Origin of the sequence: Pseudofrankia coriaricola (genome assembly GCF_032027725.1) — a bacterium.
In the GTDB taxonomy this organism is placed as follows: Bacteria; Actinomycetota; Actinomycetes; order Frankiales; family Frankiaceae; genus Pseudofrankia.
In genome coordinates this window covers 285574-306046 of record NZ_JASNFO010000003.1, presented here as the reverse complement: position 1 = coordinate 306046, position 20473 = coordinate 285574, and the positions used below count along the sequence as shown (strand labels likewise).

Below are 20473 nucleotides of genomic sequence, written 5' to 3'. Positions count from 1 at the left end.
GTGGGGGAAGGTCCGTCGCCGAACGGCTCGTGACTGAGTGAACGTGGAAGGTTGCTAAACGTCATCAGGTTAGCGCGCGCCGGGTGAAGGTTCCGTCAGGTGCATCGCCGTGGCCTGTCGCCCGCGACGGGTCGGGCCGGCCGGCGCCGGCTTGTCGGGATTGGCTTCTTTGGTGACTCGCCGGCCGCCTCGGTCCGCTGGCGCCCGAGGCGGCGGCGCGGCCTGGATCGCGAACTACAGCCAGGAATCGCCGTGATCTGGGTCATCGACCCGGACCGTCTGACCTGCCCGGTCGTGCGGCCAGGACCCGCATGATGCGGGTCCGCGATCCGCGGGGTCGATGAACATCACGTCTCGTCATCACGGCCGCTGCTCAAGTGATGGCATTCTCACGGAACGCGTCAAGCTGACCATACCCCGCCACCACGGGCCGACCGGGATTGTGCGAATGTTGGTTCCGTGCACCCCCTTCGTCGGGGTTGCCGGGATGTGGCGCCGTTCCTACCCTTCGTAGCGATTGCCCGCTCACGCGAGGTGGTGGCACGTGCGCCCGGATGAGGAGCGGCGGACTCTCGTGGCGGCGGTGCGCGGTGGCCCCCTGAGCGGTGGCCCTCTCAGTGGTGGCCCTCTCCGTGGTGGCTCGCTGAACGGTGGCCTGGCGGGCGGCGGCCCGGGGCCGGGCGGCTGGCTCGACGCGACCTCCCTCGTGGAGGCCGAGGTCCGGGAGCTGGTCCGGCGGCGTTCGCTGGACCCGGTACGCGAGCCGATGGCCGTGCGCCGCCTGGTCGACGACGTCCTGACCGACTATGAGGACCGGGTCCTCACCAGCGACCTGCCGGCCATCACGGACCGGGAGCTGACCGCGCGGCTCGTCTACGACGCCGTCGCCGGTTTCGGCCCGCTGCAGCGCCATCTCGACGACCCCACCGTCGAGGAGATCTGGATCAACGAGCCGGGCCGGGTGTTCATCGCCCGCCACGGCCGCAGCGAGCTCACCAACACGATCCTCACCGCCGACCAGGTGCAGGACCTCGTCGAGCGGATGCTCAAGTCGTCCGGGCGGCGGGTGGATCTGTCGACCCCGTTCGTCGACGCCATGCTGCCGGACGGCTCACGGCTGCACGTCGTCATCCCGGACGTGACCCGTCAGCACTGGTCGGTCAACATCCGCAAGTTCATCCTCTCGGCGTCGAGTCTTGACGAGTTGGTCGCGATGGGCACGCTCCCGCCGGCCGCCGCGGCGTTCCTGGAGGCCTCCGTCGTCGCCGGCCTCAACATCATCGTCGCCGGCGGCACCCAGGCGGGGAAGACGACGATGCTCAACTGCCTGGGCTCCGCGATCCCGGCCAGGGAGCGGGTCGTCAGCTGCGAGGAGGTCTTCGAGCTGCGGCTGCGCTCCCCGGACTGGGTGGCGATGCAGACCCGGCAGGCGAACCTGGAGGGCACCGGGGAGATCCGGCTGCGGCGGCTGATCAAGGAGGCGCTGCGGATGCGCCCCGACCGGCTGCTGGTCGGCGAGGTCCGCCAGGAGGAGGCGCTGGACCTGTTGATCGCGCTGAACTCCGGCCTGCCCGGGATGTGCAGCCTGCACGCGAACTCGGCGCGCGAGGCGGTCACCAAGCTGTGCACGCTGCCGCTGCTGGCCGGCGAGAACGTCAGCCACAACTTCGTGGTGCCCACCGTCGCCGCCAGCGTCGACATCGTCGTCCACCTGGCCAAGGACGTGCATGGGCGGCGGCGCGCCACCGAGATCGTCGCCCTGCCGGGGCGGGCCGAAGGCGACGTCGTCGAGGTCGCGCAGATCTTCCGCGCCTACGGCGACACGCTGATACGCGCCGAGGGCTACCCGCCGCACCCGGACCGGTTCGCCCGCGCCGGCTATGACCTCGCCACCGTGCTCGCCCCGCCGGAGCGCGGCGGCTGGCCCGAGATCGCGGTCGACCGATGACAGAGACACGGGCACGGGCACAGACGCGCCAGCGGATCCAGCGGACAGCCACGGGGGTGGGCTGATGGGAATCTTCGTCGGGCTGCTGTTCGGCCTCGGGCTCTTCCTGATCGTCGGGCCGCGCCGGCAGCGGCGACGGGAGGCGGACGCCGAGGCCAGCTGGCACCGGTCCACCGCCGAGCTGCTCGCCCAGGCGGGGGTGCGCGGCCTTTCCCCGGGCCAGTTCGTCGCCGTGAGCGTCGCGGTCGGTGTGGTCGCCGGCCTCATCGTCTTCGCGTTCACGGCCACCGTCTCGCTCGGCGCCGCGTTCTTCGTGTTCGCCGCGTTCCTGCCGCGCACGCTGGTGGTCCGCCGCCGCCGGTCACGGATGCACGACCTGCGCGCGATGTGGCCGGACGTCGTCGACAACCTCGCCAGCGCCGTGCGCGCCGGGATGTCGCTGCCGGAGGGGCTCGCCGCGGTCGGCCAGCGCGGGCCGGCGCCGTTGCGCGGGGCGTTCACCCGGTTCGGCGAGGAGTACCGGGCGACCGGCTCGTTCAGCACATGCCTGGACAAGCTCGCCGACGAGCTCGCCGATCCGGTGGCCGACCGGATCATCGAGTCGCTGCGGCTGGCCAGGGAGGTCGGCGGCACGGACCTGGGCCGGCTGCTGCGCACGCTGTCCACCTTCCTGCGCGAGGACGCCCGCACCCGCGCCGAGCTGGAGACCCGGCAGGGATGGACGGTCAACGCGGCCAGGCTCGCGCTCGCGGCGCCCTGGGTGGTGCTGCTGCTGCTCGCCACCCGCGGCCAGAACGTCTCCGCCTACGACAGCCCGACGGGGGTCGGGGTGCTGGTCGGCGGCGGGGTCGTCTCGGTGTTCGCCTACCTGGTCATGAAACGGATCGGCCGGCTGCCGGAGGAGGGGCGGGTGCTGCGACGGTGACTCAGGCGACGGTGACTCAGATGACCATGGCCCCGACAACCGTGGCCCAGACAACCATGGCCCCGACAACCATGGCCCCGACAACCATGGCCCGGGCAGCCGTGGCCGGGACGGGGACGCGGCCGGCTGCCGACGGGACGGCGCGACGGAGGTACGACGCGCGGGCGCGACGGGCGGACGCGGGGACGGGCGAGGGGACGGACCAGCGATGAGCCTCGCCGCCACCGGCGCCCTGCTAGGGATGATCGCCGGCACCGGGCTGGTGATCGTGGTCGTCCGCTCGCCGCGGGCACGCCGGATCCGCTATGCCGATCGGGTCGAGCCCTACCTGCGCGACAACCCGGCGCCCTCCCGGCTGCTCGACGAGCGGACCGTCCGCGAGCGGCGCCGGGCCGGCCGCGCGGCACCCACCCCGCTCGCCGCGGTCGAGGCGCTCGCTCGGCCGTTCCTCACGGACGCCGCCCGCCGCCTCGACCGGTTCCTCGGCGGCCGGGCCGGCCTCGCGCGCAGGCTGACCCAGGCCGGCGGGCGCACGTCGGTGGAGGAGTTCCGCGCCCAGCAGGTGATCTGGGCGGTGGTCGGCGGCCTCGTCGGGGCGCTGCTGCTGGTGCTGCGCGCGACCGTCGGGATCGGGCCGCCGCCAGCCGTCGGCGTCGCGCTGATCGTCGCCGGTGTCGCGGGCGGCGTGGTCGCCAGGGAGTGGCGCCTCACCCGGTCTATCGGGGAGCGCGAGGACCGGATGCTCATGGAGTTCCCGACGGTCGCCGAACTGCTCGCGCTCGCGGTCACCGCTGGCGAGTCGCCGGTCGGCGCGCTCGAGCGGGTCGCCCGGCTGACCCACGGCGAGCTCGGCCACGAGCTGCGGCTCGCGCTCGCCGACGCCCGCGCCGGGGCCACCCTGGTGCAGGCCCTGGAGGGGATCGCCAACCGCACCACGCTGACGTCGCTCGCGCGTTTCGTCGACGGGATGGCCGTCGCGATCGAGCGCGGCACCCCGCTGGCGGACGTGCTGCGCGCGCAGGCGGTCGACGTCCGGGAGGCCGGCCGGCGCCAGCTGCTGGAGGCCGGCGGGCGCAAGGAGATCGCGATGATGGTTCCCGTCGTCTTCCTGGTCCTGCCGACGACGGTGATTTTCGCGTTCTATCCGGCGCTCGTGAGTTTCACCTTCTTCGCGCAATGACGCGCTCATACCAGGCCGGAGCGCCTCCCCGGCGGCGATCTTGGCGAAGTTCTGGGCGGCCGGCCGCCCAGTCGGGGTGCCGGGCGCGGTGCCGCCCGTGAGTCTCGCGCGATGAGGCGCGTGGGCCGCCGCCGGTGCGAGGCGGCGGCCGGGTCGCGGGGCGTCTGAGGGGTCGCTCCGTGGGTGGGGGGTCAGTGGTCAGAGGGGGTCGAGGGGGCCAGGGGTTCTGCTGCGATTAGGCAGGCCCGCGGCCGCGCGAGGCTTCGCCGTCGTCGCGCGTCGCCGGCCAGCCGGACTGGGAGGACGAGATGGCACGGATGGCGACGGCCTTGGTCGTCGGCTACTTCGCGTGGTGGGAGCGGCGGCACGTGGCCGCGGCCCGCCGGGGCGGGGACCGCGGCGACGTGCCGGGCTGGGTGATGGTGACAGTGATGACCGCCGCGCTGGTGGTCGCGATCGCCACCATCGCCACTCCGGCGCTGCAGGACATGTTCACGTCCGCGATCAACAAGGTCACCGGCGTCGGCGGCGACGGTGGCGGTGGCGGTGCCGGCGGCTGAGTGCCGGCGTCCGCGCCGGCTGGCCGCCGCGGTCCGGGCTCCCGCCCGTGTCCGCGTCGGCCAGCCGGTGGGGGCCGAGGGGGATCACCGGGCGGAGCGGCCTCGAGTACCAGGCCCGTCAGCCCAGGACGCCGGGTCGGCGATCGTCGAGTTCGTCATGGTCAGCACGCTGCTGCTGTTCCTCTTTCTGGGGATCATCCAGGTCGGCCTGGTGCTGCACGTCCGCAACACCCTCGCCGCGAACGCCGCGGAGGGTGCGCGGCACGGCGCGAACCTCGGCGTCGACCCGACCGACGGCGGCCCGTACGCGCAGCGACTGATCGCCGGTTCCATCCCGGGCCGGTCCGACACGACCTGCACGGGCGCCCAGATCGACGGCCCGGGAGGCGTGCCGCTGGTCCAGGTGACCTGCGAGGTCCGCGTCCCCCTCAGCCTGCTCCCGTTCGGGGGCGGCGTGACCGTGCACGTCACCGGCCACGCGGTGAAGGAGACCCCATGACGACGCGGCCAGCCGAGGCACAGGAGCCCGCCGCACTGGGCCACCGCCCGCGTCGGGCATACCGGGCCGTCCGCGTGCTCCGGCGGAGGTGGGCGTCCGACCTGGCTGGCCGGCGCGCACGGAACGGGCGGGATGGGCGGAATGAGCGAGCGCGACGGCCGGACGCCGGTTCGGCGATGATCGAGTTCGTCGGGCTCTCGGTTGTGCTGCTGATCCCGTTCGTCTACTTCTTCCTCGCGCTGTTCTCCGTGCAGCGCTCGGCGTTCGCGGTTACGCAGGCGGCGAGGGAGGCGGGCCGGGCCTACTCGACGGCCAACAACGAGGAGGAGGGCCTGACCCGCGCCCAGCTCGCCGCCCAGCTCGCCTTCCAGGACCAGGGGATCGACACCGCCCCCGAGCTCCGGTTCGCGCCTCAGGGCGCCGACTGCGGCGCGTCCGACCCCGGGGACGGCGCCGAGACCCTGGAACCGGGCGCCGTCTTCGTCGTCTGTGTCCGCACCATCGCCCCGCTCCCAGGAGTCAGCGTCCTCGGCTCGGGCCTCGCCGACGTAACCCTCAACGGAGCGTTCACCGTCGTCATCGACCAGTACCGAGCGGACCGGTCTGACGCGCAGCCCTAGCTGGACTTTCGCCGTTCAGCGGATCACGGCGGATCACGCGGTTTCACAGCGTCATGCGGACTGAATGCGGACCGGTGGTGATCGTCAGTCCGCATGCGAACGCCCCGCCGTCCGCTGCCAGCGGGTCGTTCACCCAGGCTGCCTGCCACTCCGCCTCGGCGTAGGCCGAGCCCAGATAGGCGCTGGACAGGATGGCGACGGTCCAGGTGGCGTTCCGCGCCGCGCGGTGCATCTCGTGGACGAAGTGCGACCCAGCGACGAAGTCCCACGCCTGGATCACCGTGGTGTAGCCGGCCTCCTCCAGCTCGTACGCGATCCACTCCGCGTGCTCTTCATCAGGCGGCGCGTAGGAGATGAAGAAGTCGACCTGCTCGTCGGTAGCCGGCTCCGGAGCCTGATCCATCAGACGCTCGCGGCTGCGGCGACCAACCCGACAAGCAGCAGTACCGCGGCAGAACCCGTTCGACGCGCCCCACCCTGTAGTTCCCCCATGACGACATCATCGTCGCCGGCGGAACGCCGTCGGTCACGATCACCGCGGCATACAGGGCGGATACCTGCCCGGCTCGGCTGTTGTCCACGGGCTGGTCGACGATGGCGGCGCCCATGTGGTGCAGCGCGGTCGACAGGGCGAGGTGCCGACCGGCGAACCGTGGGCCGGAGGTCACTGGCCTGCGCCCTCGTCCAGGGCGCGCAGAACACCGGCGTCCAGGGGGAAGGTTTGGGCGTAGGCGCGTACCGCCTGGCCGCGCTCTGACAGCTCGTTGTCGTCAACCACGCCGCCGAAGTTCCAGGTGCCCTCAGGCTCCCGGTCGGTCCCGGGTACCTCGTCACGCTTGGCTGGCCGGTTCGGCAGGCGTGGATGCTGTGCCCATACGGCGCCCTCCAGCGGCGTCGTGGCCCCGTCCTGGCTGGGCTTCGCGGTTCCCGTCCGGGCAGATCAAGAACGGATGGTGCGGGGTCTCAGGGCGGAGTCGTTCGCCGCGACCGTCGCGTAAGGCGTGCGGCTTAGGCCGCGACGTGCAGGGGTGCGTGGAGCGGGGCGTTGTCGAGCTGCATGATCTCGGCGATCGTGGTCGTGACTGGCAGACCGCCATCGGCACGGTCCGGGCGGAACTCGTCGTGGCTGAACGTGCTGACCCAGATCATGTTGTCCGCGACCGAGACGACCATGCTCAGCGCGTCGCCAGGCTGCATCTGCTCGAAGACCCAGTCGAGGGTATCCGTGGGCATCGCGCAGACGAATACCACGTCGCCGAGCGCCGTGGTGCGCCGGGCGGCGAGATTGGTGGCCTGGGCGGGATCACCGAGCGCGGCGGAGAGCCGCTCGGCGACGTGCTGACGCTCCCAGAGGTGCTCGTCCTGGCACACTCGGACGACGACGCCCCGGATCTCCCCCTCGACATGAACGCGCAGGTCGACCAGAAGATCCCGGTCACGTTCCCCCGTCGCGGCGAGGTCCGCCGCCGGCTGGAGAAATTCGCGGATGGCTCCCCGTGCCTCGCGGACGAGATCGGGCTGAGAGAGCTGGACGATGGCCAGCCCCGGGCATCGCGGCGACCAGGCCGCCCAAGTGCCTTCGTCACGGCGGACGATCAGGTCGACAAGCTCAGCCACGTCTGATCGCCTCCAGTGCTTCCTTCGGGGTCAGGCCGACGTCGCCTACGAGATCTTCCGCACTATTACCGGGCCGATCGACGTGACTGACGGATGAAACGCCCACAGGAGCCTGGGCCTTCCTGGCGCGGTCAGCCACTGGTGCGAGCCGCCAGTTTTCGGCTTCTCTTCAACGTAGCCCAAGTGGGCGAGCACCCGCAGCAGCTCGCGCGGCTTCATGGCCGGGAACGGATTACTCACTGTGCCCGACCCGCCCGGTCTGCCCACGCCATGAGTGCATGATCCTCTCATGGCGCCAGCCGCGTGCTCCGTCCCGCTCCCCTGTGGACAAGGTCCGTCGGGATCCGCGGCTCCTGCTGTGCCCAAGCGCCCCGGGCTACCAGGCGATGGGGAGACGCTCGGGGTAGCGCCAGATGGAGCCGGTGTGCCAGGGGACCTCCTCGCCGGGTACCGCCAGGCGCAGGCCCGGGAAGCGGGCCAGCAGGGTCTCGAAGGCGATGCGTAGCTCCATCCGGGCGAGGGCGGCGCCGGCGCAGTAATGGGTGCCGTGGCCAAAGGTCATGTGTGTCGGGTGCCGACGTTCGAGGTCCAGTTCGTCCGGGCTCGGGAACATCCGGGGGTCGCGGTTGGCGGCGAGGTAGGAGACGTGGACGACGTCGCCCGCGCGAATGGTCACGCCGCCAAGTTCGACGTCCTCGGTGGCGACGCGGGCGATGCCAACGCCCTGGCGGAACGGGATGAACCGCAGCAGCTCCTCCAACGCCGGCTCCAGGAGAGCGGGGCGTGATCGCAGCAGCGCGAGCTGCTCGGGGTGGGTGAGCAGCGTGTAGAGGATGTTGCTGAGCTGGTAGGTGCTCGTGTCATGGCCGGTGATCGTGAGGACCATGGCCAGGACCGCCAGTTCGGTGAGGCCCAGGAGCTCGTCGCCGTCCCGGGCGGCGGCGAGCGTACTGATCAGATCGTCGCCCGGCCGCTCGCGGCGCTTCGCGGCGAGGTCGAGGAAGTAGGTGCGCAGGTCGGCCTTCGCGTCCCGCGTCGACCGGGCCCCTCCGTCGGTGGACATGAGCGCGACCGCCAGTTGCCGGATCCGCGGCCGGTCGGCCTCGGGGATCGCGAGGACCTCGCAGATCGCGGCCATCGGCAGCCGTGCGGCGAACAGTTGGGTGAAGTCGGCGGGGGCCCCGTGGGCGGCGATGCCGTCGACGAGCCGGTCCACGATCGTGTGGATCTTCGGGGTCATACGCTCGACCTGGGCCGCCGCGAATCCGTGGGCGACCAGCCGTCGCAGCCGAGTGTGCGCCGGGGGATCCATCAGGTTGATCGCCTCGGTCTGGGCGATTGGTTCAGGCGTCATCCTGGGCAGATCGCGACCGATACCGGCGGCGCGGCTGAACCGCTGGTCGCTGACGACAGCGCGGACGTCGTCGTAGCGCGTCACCAGCCATGCCCAGCCTTCGCCATAGGGCATGGTGATGCGTGCGATGGGGGCCTCCTCGCGCAGCCGCCGCAACAACGGGTCGAACTCCAGCGCGGTCGGGTGGTTGAACGGGCAGTGCACAACGCGCCGGTCGGTCGCTTTCGTGGTCTCGATCGTCATGGCGTCTCGCTCTCCGCGGCTGTGGTACGGGATATCAGGGCAGGGGCCTGGCCGGCGGGGACGGCCCAGGTACCGAGGCAGCTTTCGGCCGTGATCCCGGGGCCAAATCCGGCGATCACGCCCGTGGCGCCGCGCTCGAGCGAGTTGTCCTCGAACATGCGGCGTAGCGCGTCGAGCACCACGGCGCTCGCGATGTTGCCGTACTCGGTGAGGGTCGCCCTGCTGTGGCGGAAGAACGACGAGTCCACCCCCAGGATGTCGCGCAGATCGTCCAGAATGCGTGGCCCGCCGGCGTGGATGACGTAGAAGTCGAGGGCGCCGGCATCCCAGCCGTGGCTGTCCGCGAGCGTGCGCAGCGCGGGCGCGAGCATCGCCATCGTCGTCGGGACCCGCTTGTCGAGCCGGAAATGGAAGCCGGTTGCCTTGACCGAGTAGGAGATCCAGTGCTCGGTGTCCGGCACCAGATACGAGCCGTTGCGTTCGAGCCGCACGCCATGCCCCCCGCGTCCGCGAACGACGGCGGCGCCTACCGCGTCGCCAAACAGCCCGTTGGACAGCAGCGACCCCACATCGCTGTCGGACGGCTGGTAGAGCAGTGAACAGAACTCGCAGGCGACGATAAGTACGTTGGTCCCTGGGTAGGCATTACAGAAGTCCGCCGCCCGGTTGATCGCGGCGCCACCCGCGGCGCAGCCGAGCTGGGCGATCGGGATTTGCCTGGTGTCGTTCCGGAACCCCATGTTGTTGATCATCCATGCTGTCATCGACGGCATCAGGAAACCCGTGCAGGAGACGAAGATGATGGCATCGATGTCCTGGGCGCGCAGGTCGCCGGCCGCGGCCAGCGCGGCGAGCGTGACCTCTGGCACTCGCCGCCTGGCTTCCTCCTCGTAGATGAGGTTGCGTACTTCGACACCGGGATGGCGCAATGTCTGGGCGAGCGGGCGCACCAGATGGCGCTTGCGTACGCCCGTATTCTCGATGAGCTGAAGCACGAGATCCAGTCGCGGATGGTCCGCATGCAGCCGACACGCCAGGTCCAGCGTCTCGCCCATCGTGATCGTATGTTCCGGCACCATAACGGCCGGACGGCAGAGAATCGGCATACGACGGACGCCTCCTCCGGCGATCCAGGTCGGCCCGTGCCCGACGGCCCGGAACCCCGTGGCGGATATCGGCTTGCTCGCCTGACCGGGCCGGCCAATGGCCAATACAGCCTGCCCCGGCCTGGACCGTCAAAACGGCGGCCTCCTGCCCGGGGAGCGAAAACAGGCGCCGTCTCGCGGCATTGAACACAGGTGTGGCCTGAACGGGAAAAAAATTCGTTTGGGCGGGCCGGTCAGGACGTTTGGCGGCGGCGACTGGTCCGTCTTCTCGGCGATTCCGTGGTGGACGATCACGTCGGGCTCCGCCGCGTTCAGGATCTGACCGTGGAAGTTGTCGGCGCGGTTTCATGATCTGGTGTGATTTTGGGAGCCCGGCTCCGACGATTCCACCAGATCATGAACGGCTCGTGGGCTCGTGGGCTCGTGGGCTCGGGGCCAAGCCGCGCGAACGCGGCGCGGTGCGGACATCCGGCCGGTCGCGTCGAACCAGGGCATAGCGAGAACGGGCTGGAGCCTTGGGCGCTCCGGCCGGTCCCTACGGCTTGCGGAAAGGAGCCCGGACCGTGCGCCCGAGAGCGGGGAGACGCGCGGCGACGCCCTTGGCCGCGGTGGCCGCGCGGGAGGCCACCGAAGGCCCCGTGGCCTCCTCGGGCGCGAGGCCGAGCTCGGTGTAGGCGGCGGTGGCGATGTCGGCGAGGGCGTGGCGCTCGCCGAGGGTGGCACCGACGACGCCGACCGCGGGGAGGCTGCCGAGCGCGCGATGCCAGAGGCGGCCCTCGGCGCGCTGGCCGACGAGGCGGTGCACGGTCCACAACTCGCGAGCCGCGCGGTAGACGGCCACCGGGATCTGCTGAGCCACCAGCCTCCAGGTCGCGTACTCCTCTGCCACCTCGTCGGGGCTCTCAGCCTCGGGGTTTTCGGCCGCGTCCCCGGGGGTCTCGGCCTTGGGGCCAACGGCCACGTCGCCGGGGACCTCGGTCTTGGAGCTCTCGGCCCCAGGGCCGCCAGCCACGGCCTCGGGGCTTTCGACCCCGTCCTCGGGGAGCTCCACGTCCTCAAGGAGCTCAGCCTTGGGGCCAACGGCCGCGCCCAGACCCACGCCCGCACCCGTGACGGCCCCGGTGTCGCCGGGACCGCCGTCTTCGGCCGGGCCGCCCTTGCCGCCGTCGTACCGGGCGCCGGCTGTGGCGCCGCCGTCGGCGGTGTCGTGGGCCGGGTCGGGCGCCGACGGCATCCAGCCGGCGGGCAGGTCCTCACGCAGCATCAGGACGGCGACCAGCCGGACCTGCTCGCGCTCGTCCGTGACGTCGCAGAGCTGCGCCAGCGACAGCACCAGCAGCCCCTGCACGGTGCCGGCGAGCACCTCGCGGATCGGCTGCGTGAACCGGCCGCCGATCCCGGGCAGCGCCGCCAGCGGAACGAGCTCGTTGCGCCAGTGCCGCACGATCCGGTCCGCCTGGGCGCGCCGGTCGTCATCGGCGGTGGTGGTCACGCTGACGGCCGTTGCCGCCACCGGCCGGGCCACGCGGACGAAGCGCAGCAGCGTGTCGGCCTCGCGCTTGCGCACGGTGTCTCCCATCCCGCCCGGAGGGCGGCCTTGGCCGTCTGGGCCGGCGGCGGCTCCGCCGGGCTGACCGCCCGTGCGCTCGCCTGTCCGTGTCCACGGCGTGGCGGGCCCTGGATCCCAGGTCCAGAGAACCACATCGTGGCCAAATGACGGGAACCGGCGAGGTTGTCCGCCGAGCGAGATTTCTGATCTTGTCGAAGTGGGGGCCGGAGCCGGCGGCGCCCTTGATGCGGGAGGTGCCCCGGCGCTCTGCTGACCGGTAGCGAGGTTGTTGGCCGTGGGGAGGCGTGGCGCGGGTCCGGTGATGGGTGTGGCGCGTTGGGTGGGCGGCCTGTCCCTGGCTGGGCGCCGTGAGTGACAATGAACGGGTGATACGGGTTCGTGCCGTTGTGTCCGCGTGGATGCGGGTGCGCCCGTCAGCGCGCCGCCCAGCCAGGCGGGGCGACGCCGGGTCGATCATGATGCTGACGCTGGGCTACCTGATGGTCGCGTCGATGCTGGCGATCGTGGTCACCGACGTCTCGGCGGTGTACCTGGCCCGCCGTTCGGTCGCGTCGGCGGCGGACGGGGCGGCGTTGGCCGCGGCGCAACGGATCGACGAGAACGCCGTCTACACCGCCACCGGGCAGCTCGACCGGCTGCCGCTGGCGGACGTGCTGACCGCCGTCGCCGACTACCAGGACCGCGCCGACCCCAGCGGGGCGACCGTGCTGACCGGGTCGGTCGTCGACGGGGACACCGTCGAGGTCCAGGGCAGCCGGGTCGTCGACCTGCCTCTCGTCGGCTTTCTCGGTATCGGCCCGGTGACGGTCCACGCTGCGGCGGACGCTCAGACCGTCGTGCGCCAGCAGCCCTGACGGCGCCGCCAGGGCGCGGCCGGCATGCGCCGGGCTCCCGCTCTCGTGCGCGCCGGGTTTCGCCCCCGGCCAGTCGGCCGGGGGAGGGGCTCAGACCCAGGCGGCGGTCGCGGCGACCAGGTCGTCGAGGGCGTGCCCGGTGCGCTGCTCGGCGAGGCTGGAGACGTCGCGGACCAGCCGGGCGACCCACTCGGCGGGCCGGTCGGCGGCCAGCGCCACGGCGGCCGCCGCGTGCTCCGCGGCTTCGAAGTGGTCTGGGCGGTCACCGCTGACCGACGCTCGGGCCTGCGCCATCAGGACCGACACGATCATGCCGGTCTGCCCGCTGTCCTTGATGAGCGCGTACGCCTTCTCCAGGTATGGCCGGGCGTCCTCGGCGGCGCCGACCGTGGTCAGCGCCTCGGCCGAGGCGAGTGCCAGGTCGGCGGGGGAGTAGGTCTCGATCGCGAACCCCGGCCGGCCGTAGGCGTTGTCGTCGAGGTGCTCCATCGTGCGCCAGGCACGGGCGACCGCGTCGCGCACGCCGGCCAGGTCGCCCGCCGCGGCGTAGGCCCCGGCGACGACCTTGCCGGCGATCATCGCGCGGGCAGGGCTGTGCCCGGCGATCCGGGCGGCGGCGCCGGCGATCTGCAGCGAGACGGCGGGGCTGTGCTGGCGCACCAGCCGGGCCCGCAGGGCGAGCGCCCGCGCCGCGAGCGGGCCGTCACCGGCGGCCCTGGCGAGGCTCGCGGCCCGGTCCGAACGCGCGGCGGCGTCGGAGTGCATGCCCCGGTCGTAGTCGGTCCCCGCGGACACCATCGTGACGGCGGCGTGCAGCCGCATCCAGTCCAGCGCGTCCCGTCCGCGCAGCCGGCGCTGGCGGGGAATGGTGCGGGTGGTGTTCTCCAACGGGCGCATCGAGGACGCGGTGGTGGTCAGGTCGGACGTCTCATAGCTGCTGATCGCCTGGCTCAGGGCCGCGGAGCAGGCCTGGTGCAGGTCGGTGGTGCTGCGCAACGGTTCAAGGTTGGGCTGGAGCTCGAAGCTCACCGCGACCACCGCCGAGGCCCCGAACGCGCGTAGCAGGAAACGTCTGTCGACGACGTACGGCACGGCGACGACCTCCGTGATCCGCTTCCGGCCGGTGTTGGCTGTGCGCCTCTGGCCGCGCGCGGCCTCGCCATGGTCGCGCGGTCCTCGGCGTTGTCGGGACGGCCGCCAGCAGCGGACGAGGGAAGGAGGAACAGAGCCCCGGCCGTCGCCGCGGGAGCCCGTAGAGCCGGCAGACCGCGATGTGATCGCATCTTGAAGTACCTCACGGCGTAGCGGGGGACCTTAGATTCAAGATAGCGTTCGATCCAAGGGCCGAGCTCGCTCCCGGCACGACAGTGGTGTGGCCTGTGTCTCGACTGAAGAAGCGATGTGGGCACTCGCCCAATAGCATTACGCGACACGCCGACAATGTTTCTGGGAAGTGTCGTCGCGCAATTGCATGTTACGGCGCTGGGTCGGGCGGGCCAGGCTTGTTCGCCGGCCGCCGCCTCCTGGGCTTACGCGCGGTCCGCTATGCCGTCCCACGGCGTCGGCCACCGGTGGCGCGCGCTTCGCGGGATGGCGTCCCTATGTGTGATCCCGCCGCCCCGCGAGTCGATGATCGCGACGGTCACGGGAGGCCGGCGCGGGGCTGGGGAGCGGCTGGTCCGCACGGCCGGCGGGCACAGCTGGCGGCCGTGCAGGCGACGAGCGGCGTGCGGCGCGCGATCACTACCGCGTCAGGGATGCATGGCCGCCGGTAAGGTTGAGGACATGGCCGCCGACTTCGCTGAGGAGCTCAAGAACCTCGACGCGACCCTGACCGGTATCGAGACTGTGTTGGACGTCGAGGGGTTGCGCCGGCGCGCCGAGGAGCTGGAGCGGGAAGCCGCCGACCCGGACCTCTGGAGCGACCAGGACCGGGCGCAGGCGGTCACCCGCAGGCTGTCGTCGGTGCGGGGTGACGTCAGCCGCGTCGAGGGGCTGCGCCGCAGGCTGGACGACCTCATCGCCGCCTTCGACCTCGGTGACGACGACCTGATGGCGGAGGCCGCCGACCAGCTGCCCGCGATGTCGAAGGACATCTCGGCTCTGGAGGTCCGCACCCTGCTGTCCGGCGAGTTCGACGAGCGGGACGCGATCGTCCAGCTGTCCGCGGGCGCGGGCGGGGTCGACGCCGCCGACTGGACGGCGATGCTGCTGCGGATGTACACGCGCTGGGCCGAGCGGCACGGCTACACCACCGAGGTGTACGACTCGTCCGAGGCTGAGGAGGCCGGGCTCAAGTCGGCCACCTTCCTGATCAAGGCGCCGTACGCGTACGGGACTCTGCGCAGCGAGCACGGGGTGCACCGGCTGGTTCGCATCAGCCCGTTCGACAACCAGAACCGCCGGCAGACGTCCTTCGCCGGGGTGGAGATCACTCCGGTCGTCGAGCAGTCCGACCACGTCGACATCGACGACAAGGACCTTCGGATCGATATTTTCCGGTCATCCGGCCCTGGTGGGCAGGGCGTCAACACGACCGACTCGGCCGTGCGCATCACCCACCTGCCGACGAATATCGTCGTCACCTGCCAGAACGAGCGCAGCCAGTTGCAGAACAAGGCGGCCGCGATGGTCGTTCTGCAGGCAAAACTGCTGGAACGGCGCCGGGCCGAGGAAGCGGCCGAGAAACAGCGGCTGACCGGTGGCCCGCAGGATGTTTCGTTCGGCTCGCAGATCCGTAACTATGTTCTGCACCCATACCAGATGGTCAAGGACCTGCGGACCGACGTGGAGACGTCCAACACCGGCGCGGTGCTGGACGGCGAGATAGACGAGTTCATCGACGCCGAGGTGCGCTGGCGGCGCTCGGCCGAGTCGAGTGCCAACTAGCGAACGCCGCCCGACTCTCGATGCGCACCCGGCCGCCCGGCTCACCAGGACGACGTCGTCCGCCCGCCGGGCGTCCGCACGGGTCGTGGTCGTGGTCCTGGTCGGCGGCGCGCCGCCCGCCGGGGCGGCGGGCGGCCGACCTGCGGGCCGAGCAGGTGCGGCTGCTGGAACTGCTGGCCGGGCTCGGCGACGCGGCGGACCTTCCCGACACGGCCGATCCCCCACCTGGCGCCGAGTTCGCGGAGCTGGGCGGTCTAGAGGGCCAAAGGAGGTGCGAAAATGCTCCTCCTTCGCACCTCCGGAGGCTCCCGTCCCCAGGAGCACCGGTGGAGTTCTCGGACCTGGCCGAGCTGCTGGAGCTGGCCGATACCGCCGAGCCCACCGCGACCTCCCAGATCGCTGACCTCCCGGATCACAACCTCCCGGATCAGCTTCGCGGATCCGGCAGGGACCCCGTCCGTCGATCCGACAGGGACCCTGTCGCCGATCCGGCAGGAACCCCGACCCCGCCAGTTGACTAGCGCGGGTCTGGACCTGGCGTGGACGCTGAAAGTGGCCGCGCCGGCGGCCGAATGGCGGGAAGGTGACCTGACGGGTGAAGCCGAGTGTGGAGACAGACGGCGCGGGCGTCGGCTGGGTGGCGCTGGTCGGCGGCGGGCCGGGCGCCCCGGATCTGATCACCGTCCGGGGCCTGAACCTCCTGCGCCGGGCGGACGTCGTGGTCGTCGACCGGCTGGCGCCCCGCGAGCTGCTCGCCGGCCTTCGCCCCGAGGTGGAGGTCGTCGACGCGGGCAAGGGGCCGCACGGTCACAATCTTGCCCAGGACGAGATCAACGAGCTGCTGGTCGAGCGGGCGCTGCGCGGCCTCCGCGTCGTCCGGCTCAAGGGTGGCGATCCGTTCCTGTTCGGCCGAGGCGGCGAGGAAGCGCTCGCCTGCGCGGCCGCCGGGGTGCCCTGCGAGGTGGTGCCCGGTGTGACCAGCGCGGTCGCGGTGCCGGCGCTTACCGGCATCCCGGTCACGCATCGCGGCGTGACCCAGGACCTCGCCGTCGTCTCCGGGCACGTCGACCCCTCCCACCCCGGATCGACGTCCAACTGGGACGCTCTCGCCTCCGGGCCGGGAACGGTGGTCGTCCTCATGGGCGTCGGGGCCTTGGCGGAGATCAGCAGAGAGCTGGTCAAGCGAGGCCGCCCCGCGTCGACTCCCGTCGCCGTCATCCACGCCGGCGCCACCACCCGCCAACAGGTCGTGACCGGCACCCTCGCCGACATCGCCGCGGCGGTGACCGCCGCGGGCCTGCGATCCCCGGCCGTCATCGTCATCGGCGAGGTCGTCACCCTACGCGACGGGATCGGCGCCTACCGAATCCCGGACTGACCCGGCCGACGGACGCCAGGACCCGGCCAGGGCCGGGGGCTGTGCGTGTACGGGGAAGAACCGGCCGTGGCTAGCGCAGGGAGATGATGCGGTCGTCGTCCTTGGCGGGCTGGCCGCGGCCGTCGGTGTTGCTGGTGGTGACCCAGAGGGTGCCGTCGGGGGCGGTGACGACCGTGCGCAGGCGGCCGTAGGCGCCGAGGCGCAGCGCCGCGGGCGCGCCGGTCGCCGGCGCCCCGCTCGCGGGCGCGCCCACGTCGCCCCGGGCCGCGGACGGCGCTGGGGCGGTGCCCTGGCCGAGCCCGGGGCGCAGGTCGATCGCCCAGATCCGCTCGCCGCGCAGCGCGGCGGCATAGAGGACGCCGCCGGAGATCGCCGCCCCGCTCGGTGAGGACTCGTCTGTCGGCCAGGTGACCACCGGGTTGGTGAAACGTCCGTCGTCGGTGTCGTCGACACCCTCGACGACCGGCCAGCCGTAGTTCGCGCCCGGCCGGATCAGGTTGATCTCATCCCAGGTGTTCTGGCCGAACTCGGTGGCCCACAGGCGGCCGGCGCTGTCCCAGGCCAGTCCCTGCACGTTGCGGTGGCCGAGGCTGTACACCGGCGAGCCGGGGAACGGGTTGTCCGGCGGGACCGATCCGTCCGGGCGCATCCGGAGGATCTTTCCGTTGAGGCTGGCAGGGTTCTGTGCGCGCGAACGGTCCGTGGCGTCCCCGACGCCGGCGTAGAGCATCCCGTCCGGGCCGAAGGCGATCCGGCCGCCGTCATGGAACTGGGCGGCGGCGAGGCCGGTGAGGATCGGCGTGACCTGGCCGATCCTGGGTGTCGCGCCCTTGTCGGTGCCGTCCAGGGTGAACCGGACGATCCGGTTGTCGGCGCGTGTCGTGAAGTAGGCGTAGATGAGGTGGTCGGTCGCGTAGGCCGGCGAGACCGCGAGGCCCAGCAGGCCGCTCTCGCCGACGTGGTACACGCCGGGCAATGTGCCGATCTCCACCGGCGTGTCGTAGCCGCCCTTGCCGCCACTGTCGTCGGCCGGCATGAGCAGGACCTTGCCGCTGTCGCGTTCGCTGAGGATCGCGTCGCCATCCGGGAGGAACGCCAGCCCCCACGGTGAGCGCAGCCCGGTCGCTATCACCCGGTCGGCCCGCGAGTCGTCACCCGGCTGGCCGGCGGTCGCGTCGCCTGGCCTTGCCGGTGCCGCGGCCGTCGACGAGGCGCCGCCAGGCGTCTCAGCTCCGACGCCGTCGCGCCCGTCGCTGGAGCACGCGACCAGAGCGGCGGTCAGGACTGCCGCGACGACGGCCAGAGATGTCCACGGCTGGCCAGATGTCCTCAGGAACCGTCGGTCCCGACCGGGTGCCATGGTGCCAGGATCCACCTTGGTCGGGCTCGGGGGTGGGCGTCGTCGACGTCAGGATTCCAACGAGCGGGGTCTTGTATCCGACTTACTGGACCTGATGCGCGGCGAGCAGCGCCAGCGCGGTCAGGATGAGCAGCAGCACGGCGAGCAGCTGGGGGGACAGCGTGAACCCGCCGGACTGGTGGTGGAGCTCGGCGCGGGCGGCCCGGCACGTCGGGCAGCGGCCTTCGGCCACGGGGCTCGCGCACCGCGCGCAGACCAGGTCGTCACAGCACATTGCCGCCGTCCCTTCTCCCGTCCGCGGGGGCGGGCACCGCCCCACGATGCGTTCTTCCCGGATCCGCGGGTGGCTACCAGGCCGCGAGGGACTCTTCGCCACCCTGGTCCCCGCCATGATCCTTCGGACCACACTGTCGGACGCTGTCTGTTCACCGTACGCCCGCTCACCGGTCACGACCATCCAGTCACTTACAGTGCTGAGAGTAGTTCGGACGGTGATGCATTGGGATGGCCGTAGCGGCGGCGGTTCGCGTGCCGCCGCGCTGGCCGCGCGGAAGGGGCTCGGGATGATCCGGCTCGACGCGGTGACGATGACCTACCCGGCGGGTACCCAGCCGGCCCTGCGTGACCTCACCCTACGGATCGACGAGGGGGAGTTCGTCTATCTCGTCGGCCCGTCCGGCTCGGGCAAGTCGACCCTGCTGCGGCTGCTGCTGCGCGAGGAACGGGCCACCAGCGGGCTGGTGACCCTCGACGGGGTGGATCTCGCGGCGATCCCCGCCCGGCGGGTGCCGCTGCTGCGCCGCGCCGTCGGCTGCGTGTTCCAGGACTTCCGGCTGCTGCCCGACCGCACCGTCGCCGGCAACGTGGCCTTCGCCCTCGACGTCGTCGGCCGGCCGCGGCACGTCGTCCGCGCGGTCGTGCCCGAGGTGCTGGGACTCGTCGGCCTGGCAGGCAAGGAGAACCGCTATCCCGACGAGCTGTCCGGCGGCGAGCAGCAGCGGGTCGCGATCGCGCGGGCGTTCGTCGGCCGGCCGCGCGTGCTGCTCGCCGACGAGCCGACCGGCAACCTCGACCCGGCCACCAGTGAGGGAATCATGCGACTGTTGGACGCCGTCAACCGGACCGGGACGACGGTGGTGATGGCGACGCACAACGCCGGGCTGGTCGACGCGCGCCGCCGCCGGGTGATCGAGCTCGCGGACGGCGCCTGCGTCCGCGACGAGCACGGCGGCGCCTACGAGGCGGATGACGCGGGTGGCACCGCCGCGACACCGGGACAGACACCGGGACAGACGCCGGGACGAGCGACCGCGACGGCCGCCCGGGTCAGGACGGATGAGGACGCGGGCGACCGCGCGGGCGCTCCCGCCGGCGCCGGCGGCGGGGTGGACTAGGTGCGAATCGGGCCACTGCTCGCGATTCTCGGCGCCGGCCTGCGGCGCAACCTGGCGGTGACGTCCGCCGTGGTCATCACCGCGGCCGTGTGCCTGGGCATGCTGGGCGCGGGGCTGCTCCTGCGCGCCGAGGTCCACACCATTGACGGCTACCTGGTCGATCAGCTCGAGGTCGTCGTCGACCTCGCCGACGACATCACCCCGGCCCAGCGGGCCACGCTGGTCGACGACCTGAAGGCCGACCCCGCGGTGCTGACCGTCCGCTATGAGGACAAACAGCAGGTCTACGAGCGGTTCAAGCGGGACTTCCGGTCCTCGCCCGACGTCGCCGCCGGGGTGAGGCCGACCGACCTGCCGGCGGCGCTGCGGCTGCGGCTCGTCGACCCGCGCGCCGGCGACCAGATCGTCCTCGGCTACACCGGCCGCGACGGCGTCGAGGCGGTGCGCGACCAGCGGGCCCTGCTGCGGCCGCTCTACCGGGTGCTGGACGGGTTCAGCATCGCCGCGTTCGCGCTCGCCGCCGTGCAGGCGGCCGCGTCCGGCGCGCTGATCTACACGATGATCCGCGTCTCGGCGCACGCCCGGCGCCGGGAGACGGCGATCATGCGACTCGTCGGCGCGACGAACGCGACGATCCGGGCACCGTTCGTGCTGGAGTGCGCCCTGTCGGGACTGACGGGCGGAGTGGTGGCCGCGGCCGCGCTGGTTATATGTAAAGCGTTCCTGGTCGACGGGCACTTCGCGCACCAGACGACGTTCCCGCTGTTCGGCTGGGACGCGGTGTGGGTGTCCGGCGGCGCCGTCGTGGCACTCGGCGCGCTCGCCGCCGCCGCGATGGGCAGCCTCGCGCTGCACCGCCACCTGCGGGCTTGACGAGCCCGCCGGGCAGCCGCGAGGCGACCTGGCGCCGCCGTCGTCCGAACGATCACGAGAAGCTCCGCGGCGCCCGAAGCGGCGGGCGTGGCGGTACCCTCGT

At 72.1% G+C, this 20473-nt stretch carries 20 protein-coding genes; 12 read left to right on the top strand and 8 right to left on the bottom strand.

Annotated elements, in window-relative coordinates:
• Positions 1-544 precede the first annotated feature (544 nt).
• The 6 genes from QOZ89_RS05105 to QOZ89_RS05080 all read left to right on the top strand — a co-directional run bounded on the left by QOZ89_RS05105 (position 545) and on the right by QOZ89_RS05080 (position 5732).
• Positions 545-1948, top strand: coding sequence for a TadA family conjugal transfer-associated ATPase (locus QOZ89_RS05105; protein WP_241841914.1), 1404 nt, complete (start codon positions 545-547; stop codon positions 1946-1948).
• 64 nt (positions 1949-2012) lie between these two features.
• Positions 2013-2873 (top strand): type II secretion system F family protein, encoded by an 861-nt coding sequence (locus tag QOZ89_RS05100; protein ID WP_071050332.1) that lies wholly within the window; start codon positions 2013-2015, stop codon positions 2871-2873.
• 208 nt (positions 2874-3081) lie between these two features.
• Positions 3082-4053 carry a type II secretion system F family protein gene (locus QOZ89_RS05095; RefSeq protein WP_071050330.1) on the top strand — a complete coding sequence of 324 codons (972 nt, stop codon included), beginning with the start codon at positions 3082-3084 and terminating at the stop codon, positions 4051-4053.
• A gap of 317 nt (positions 4054-4370) precedes the next feature.
• On the top strand, positions 4371-4613 hold the full coding sequence (locus QOZ89_RS05090; RefSeq protein ID WP_491677163.1) for a hypothetical protein: 243 nt from the start codon (positions 4371-4373) through the stop codon (positions 4611-4613).
• On the top strand, positions 4600-5112 hold the full coding sequence (locus QOZ89_RS05085) for a TadE/TadG family type IV pilus assembly protein (protein ID WP_397428680.1): 513 nt from the start codon (positions 4600-4602) through the stop codon (positions 5110-5112). Before QOZ89_RS05090 ends, QOZ89_RS05085 begins: the two co-directional genes overlap by 14 nt.
• Before the next feature lie 176 nt (positions 5113-5288).
• A complete protein-coding gene (locus QOZ89_RS05080; protein WP_071050359.1) occupies positions 5289-5732 on the top strand; it encodes a hypothetical protein in 444 nt (147 codons plus the stop codon).
• 43 nt (positions 5733-5775) lie between these two features.
• Here QOZ89_RS05080 and QOZ89_RS05075 read toward each other — a convergent pair whose 3' ends face one another.
• The 5 genes from QOZ89_RS05075 to QOZ89_RS05055 form a co-directional block, all read right to left on the bottom strand.
• Positions 5776-6135 carry a toll/interleukin-1 receptor domain-containing protein gene (locus tag QOZ89_RS05075; protein ID WP_312623100.1) on the bottom strand — a complete coding sequence of 120 codons (360 nt, stop codon included), beginning with the start codon at positions 6133-6135 and terminating at the stop codon, positions 5776-5778.
• Positions 6136-6740: 605 nt separating this feature from the next.
• Positions 6741-7349 carry a hypothetical protein gene (locus tag QOZ89_RS05070; protein WP_312623099.1) on the bottom strand — a complete coding sequence of 203 codons (609 nt, stop codon included), beginning with the start codon at positions 7347-7349 and terminating at the stop codon, positions 6741-6743.
• 376 nt (positions 7350-7725) lie between these two features.
• Positions 7726-8946, bottom strand: a complete 1221-nt coding sequence (locus QOZ89_RS05065) for a cytochrome P450 (protein ID WP_071050325.1) — start codon at positions 8944-8946, stop codon at positions 7726-7728.
• Positions 8943-10001 (bottom strand): type III polyketide synthase, encoded by a 1059-nt coding sequence (locus tag QOZ89_RS05060; protein ID WP_312623098.1) that lies wholly within the window; start codon positions 9999-10001, stop codon positions 8943-8945. Before QOZ89_RS05060 ends, QOZ89_RS05065 begins: the two co-directional genes overlap by 4 nt.
• A 586-nt stretch (positions 10002-10587) precedes the next feature.
• Positions 10588-11619: an ICP22 family protein gene (locus QOZ89_RS05055; RefSeq protein WP_312623097.1), complete on the bottom strand. Its 1032-nt coding sequence runs from the start codon at positions 11617-11619 to the stop codon at positions 10588-10590.
• 458 nt (positions 11620-12077) lie between these two features.
• Here QOZ89_RS05055 and QOZ89_RS05050 point away from each other — a divergent pair, with 458 nt between their 5' ends.
• The gene (locus QOZ89_RS05050; RefSeq protein WP_083419037.1) at positions 12078-12476 is read left to right on the top strand and encodes a pilus assembly protein TadG-related protein; all 399 of its coding nucleotides are present in this window, start codon (positions 12078-12080) and stop codon (positions 12474-12476) included.
• Positions 12477-12566: 90 nt separating this feature from the next.
• Here the strand turns inward: QOZ89_RS05050 and QOZ89_RS05045 are convergent, their stop codons facing one another.
• Positions 12567-13568 carry a hypothetical protein gene (locus tag QOZ89_RS05045; RefSeq protein WP_071050323.1) on the bottom strand — a complete coding sequence of 334 codons (1002 nt, stop codon included), beginning with the start codon at positions 13566-13568 and terminating at the stop codon, positions 12567-12569.
• A 693-nt stretch (positions 13569-14261) separates the two neighbouring features.
• Between QOZ89_RS05045 and prfB the strand changes: the two genes are divergently transcribed.
• The 3 genes from prfB to cobA all read left to right on the top strand — a co-directional run bounded on the left by prfB (position 14262) and on the right by cobA (position 16743).
• Entirely contained in the window at positions 14262-15365 is a 1104-nt protein-coding gene (prfB, locus tag QOZ89_RS05040; RefSeq protein ID WP_071050322.1) for a peptide chain release factor 2, read from the top strand.
• A 326-nt stretch (positions 15366-15691) separates the two neighbouring features.
• Complete coding sequence (locus QOZ89_RS05035) at positions 15692-15886, top strand: hypothetical protein (protein WP_312623095.1); 195 nt, start codon at positions 15692-15694, stop codon at positions 15884-15886.
• 74 nt (positions 15887-15960) lie between these two features.
• Complete coding sequence (cobA, locus tag QOZ89_RS05030; protein WP_241841913.1) at positions 15961-16743, top strand: uroporphyrinogen-III C-methyltransferase; 783 nt, start codon at positions 15961-15963, stop codon at positions 16741-16743.
• A gap of 70 nt (positions 16744-16813) precedes the next feature.
• On the opposite strand, the gene QOZ89_RS05025 is transcribed toward cobA, so the two are convergent.
• Complete coding sequence (locus QOZ89_RS05025; protein ID WP_071050319.1) at positions 16814-18103, bottom strand: PQQ-dependent sugar dehydrogenase; 1290 nt, start codon at positions 18101-18103, stop codon at positions 16814-16816.
• Between the two features lie 82 nt (positions 18104-18185).
• Complete coding sequence (locus tag QOZ89_RS05020; protein ID WP_071050318.1) at positions 18186-18377, bottom strand: hypothetical protein; 192 nt, start codon at positions 18375-18377, stop codon at positions 18186-18188.
• Between the two features lie 289 nt (positions 18378-18666).
• Between QOZ89_RS05020 and ftsE the strand changes: the two genes are divergently transcribed.
• Both ftsE and ftsX read left to right on the top strand, forming a co-directional pair.
• Positions 18667-19497: a cell division ATP-binding protein FtsE gene (ftsE, locus tag QOZ89_RS05015; protein WP_312623093.1), complete on the top strand. Its 831-nt coding sequence runs from the start codon at positions 18667-18669 to the stop codon at positions 19495-19497.
• Entirely contained in the window at positions 19498-20370 is an 873-nt protein-coding gene (gene ftsX / locus QOZ89_RS05010; RefSeq protein ID WP_312623092.1) for a permease-like cell division protein FtsX, read from the top strand.
• The last annotated feature ends 103 nt before the right edge of the window (positions 20371-20473 follow it).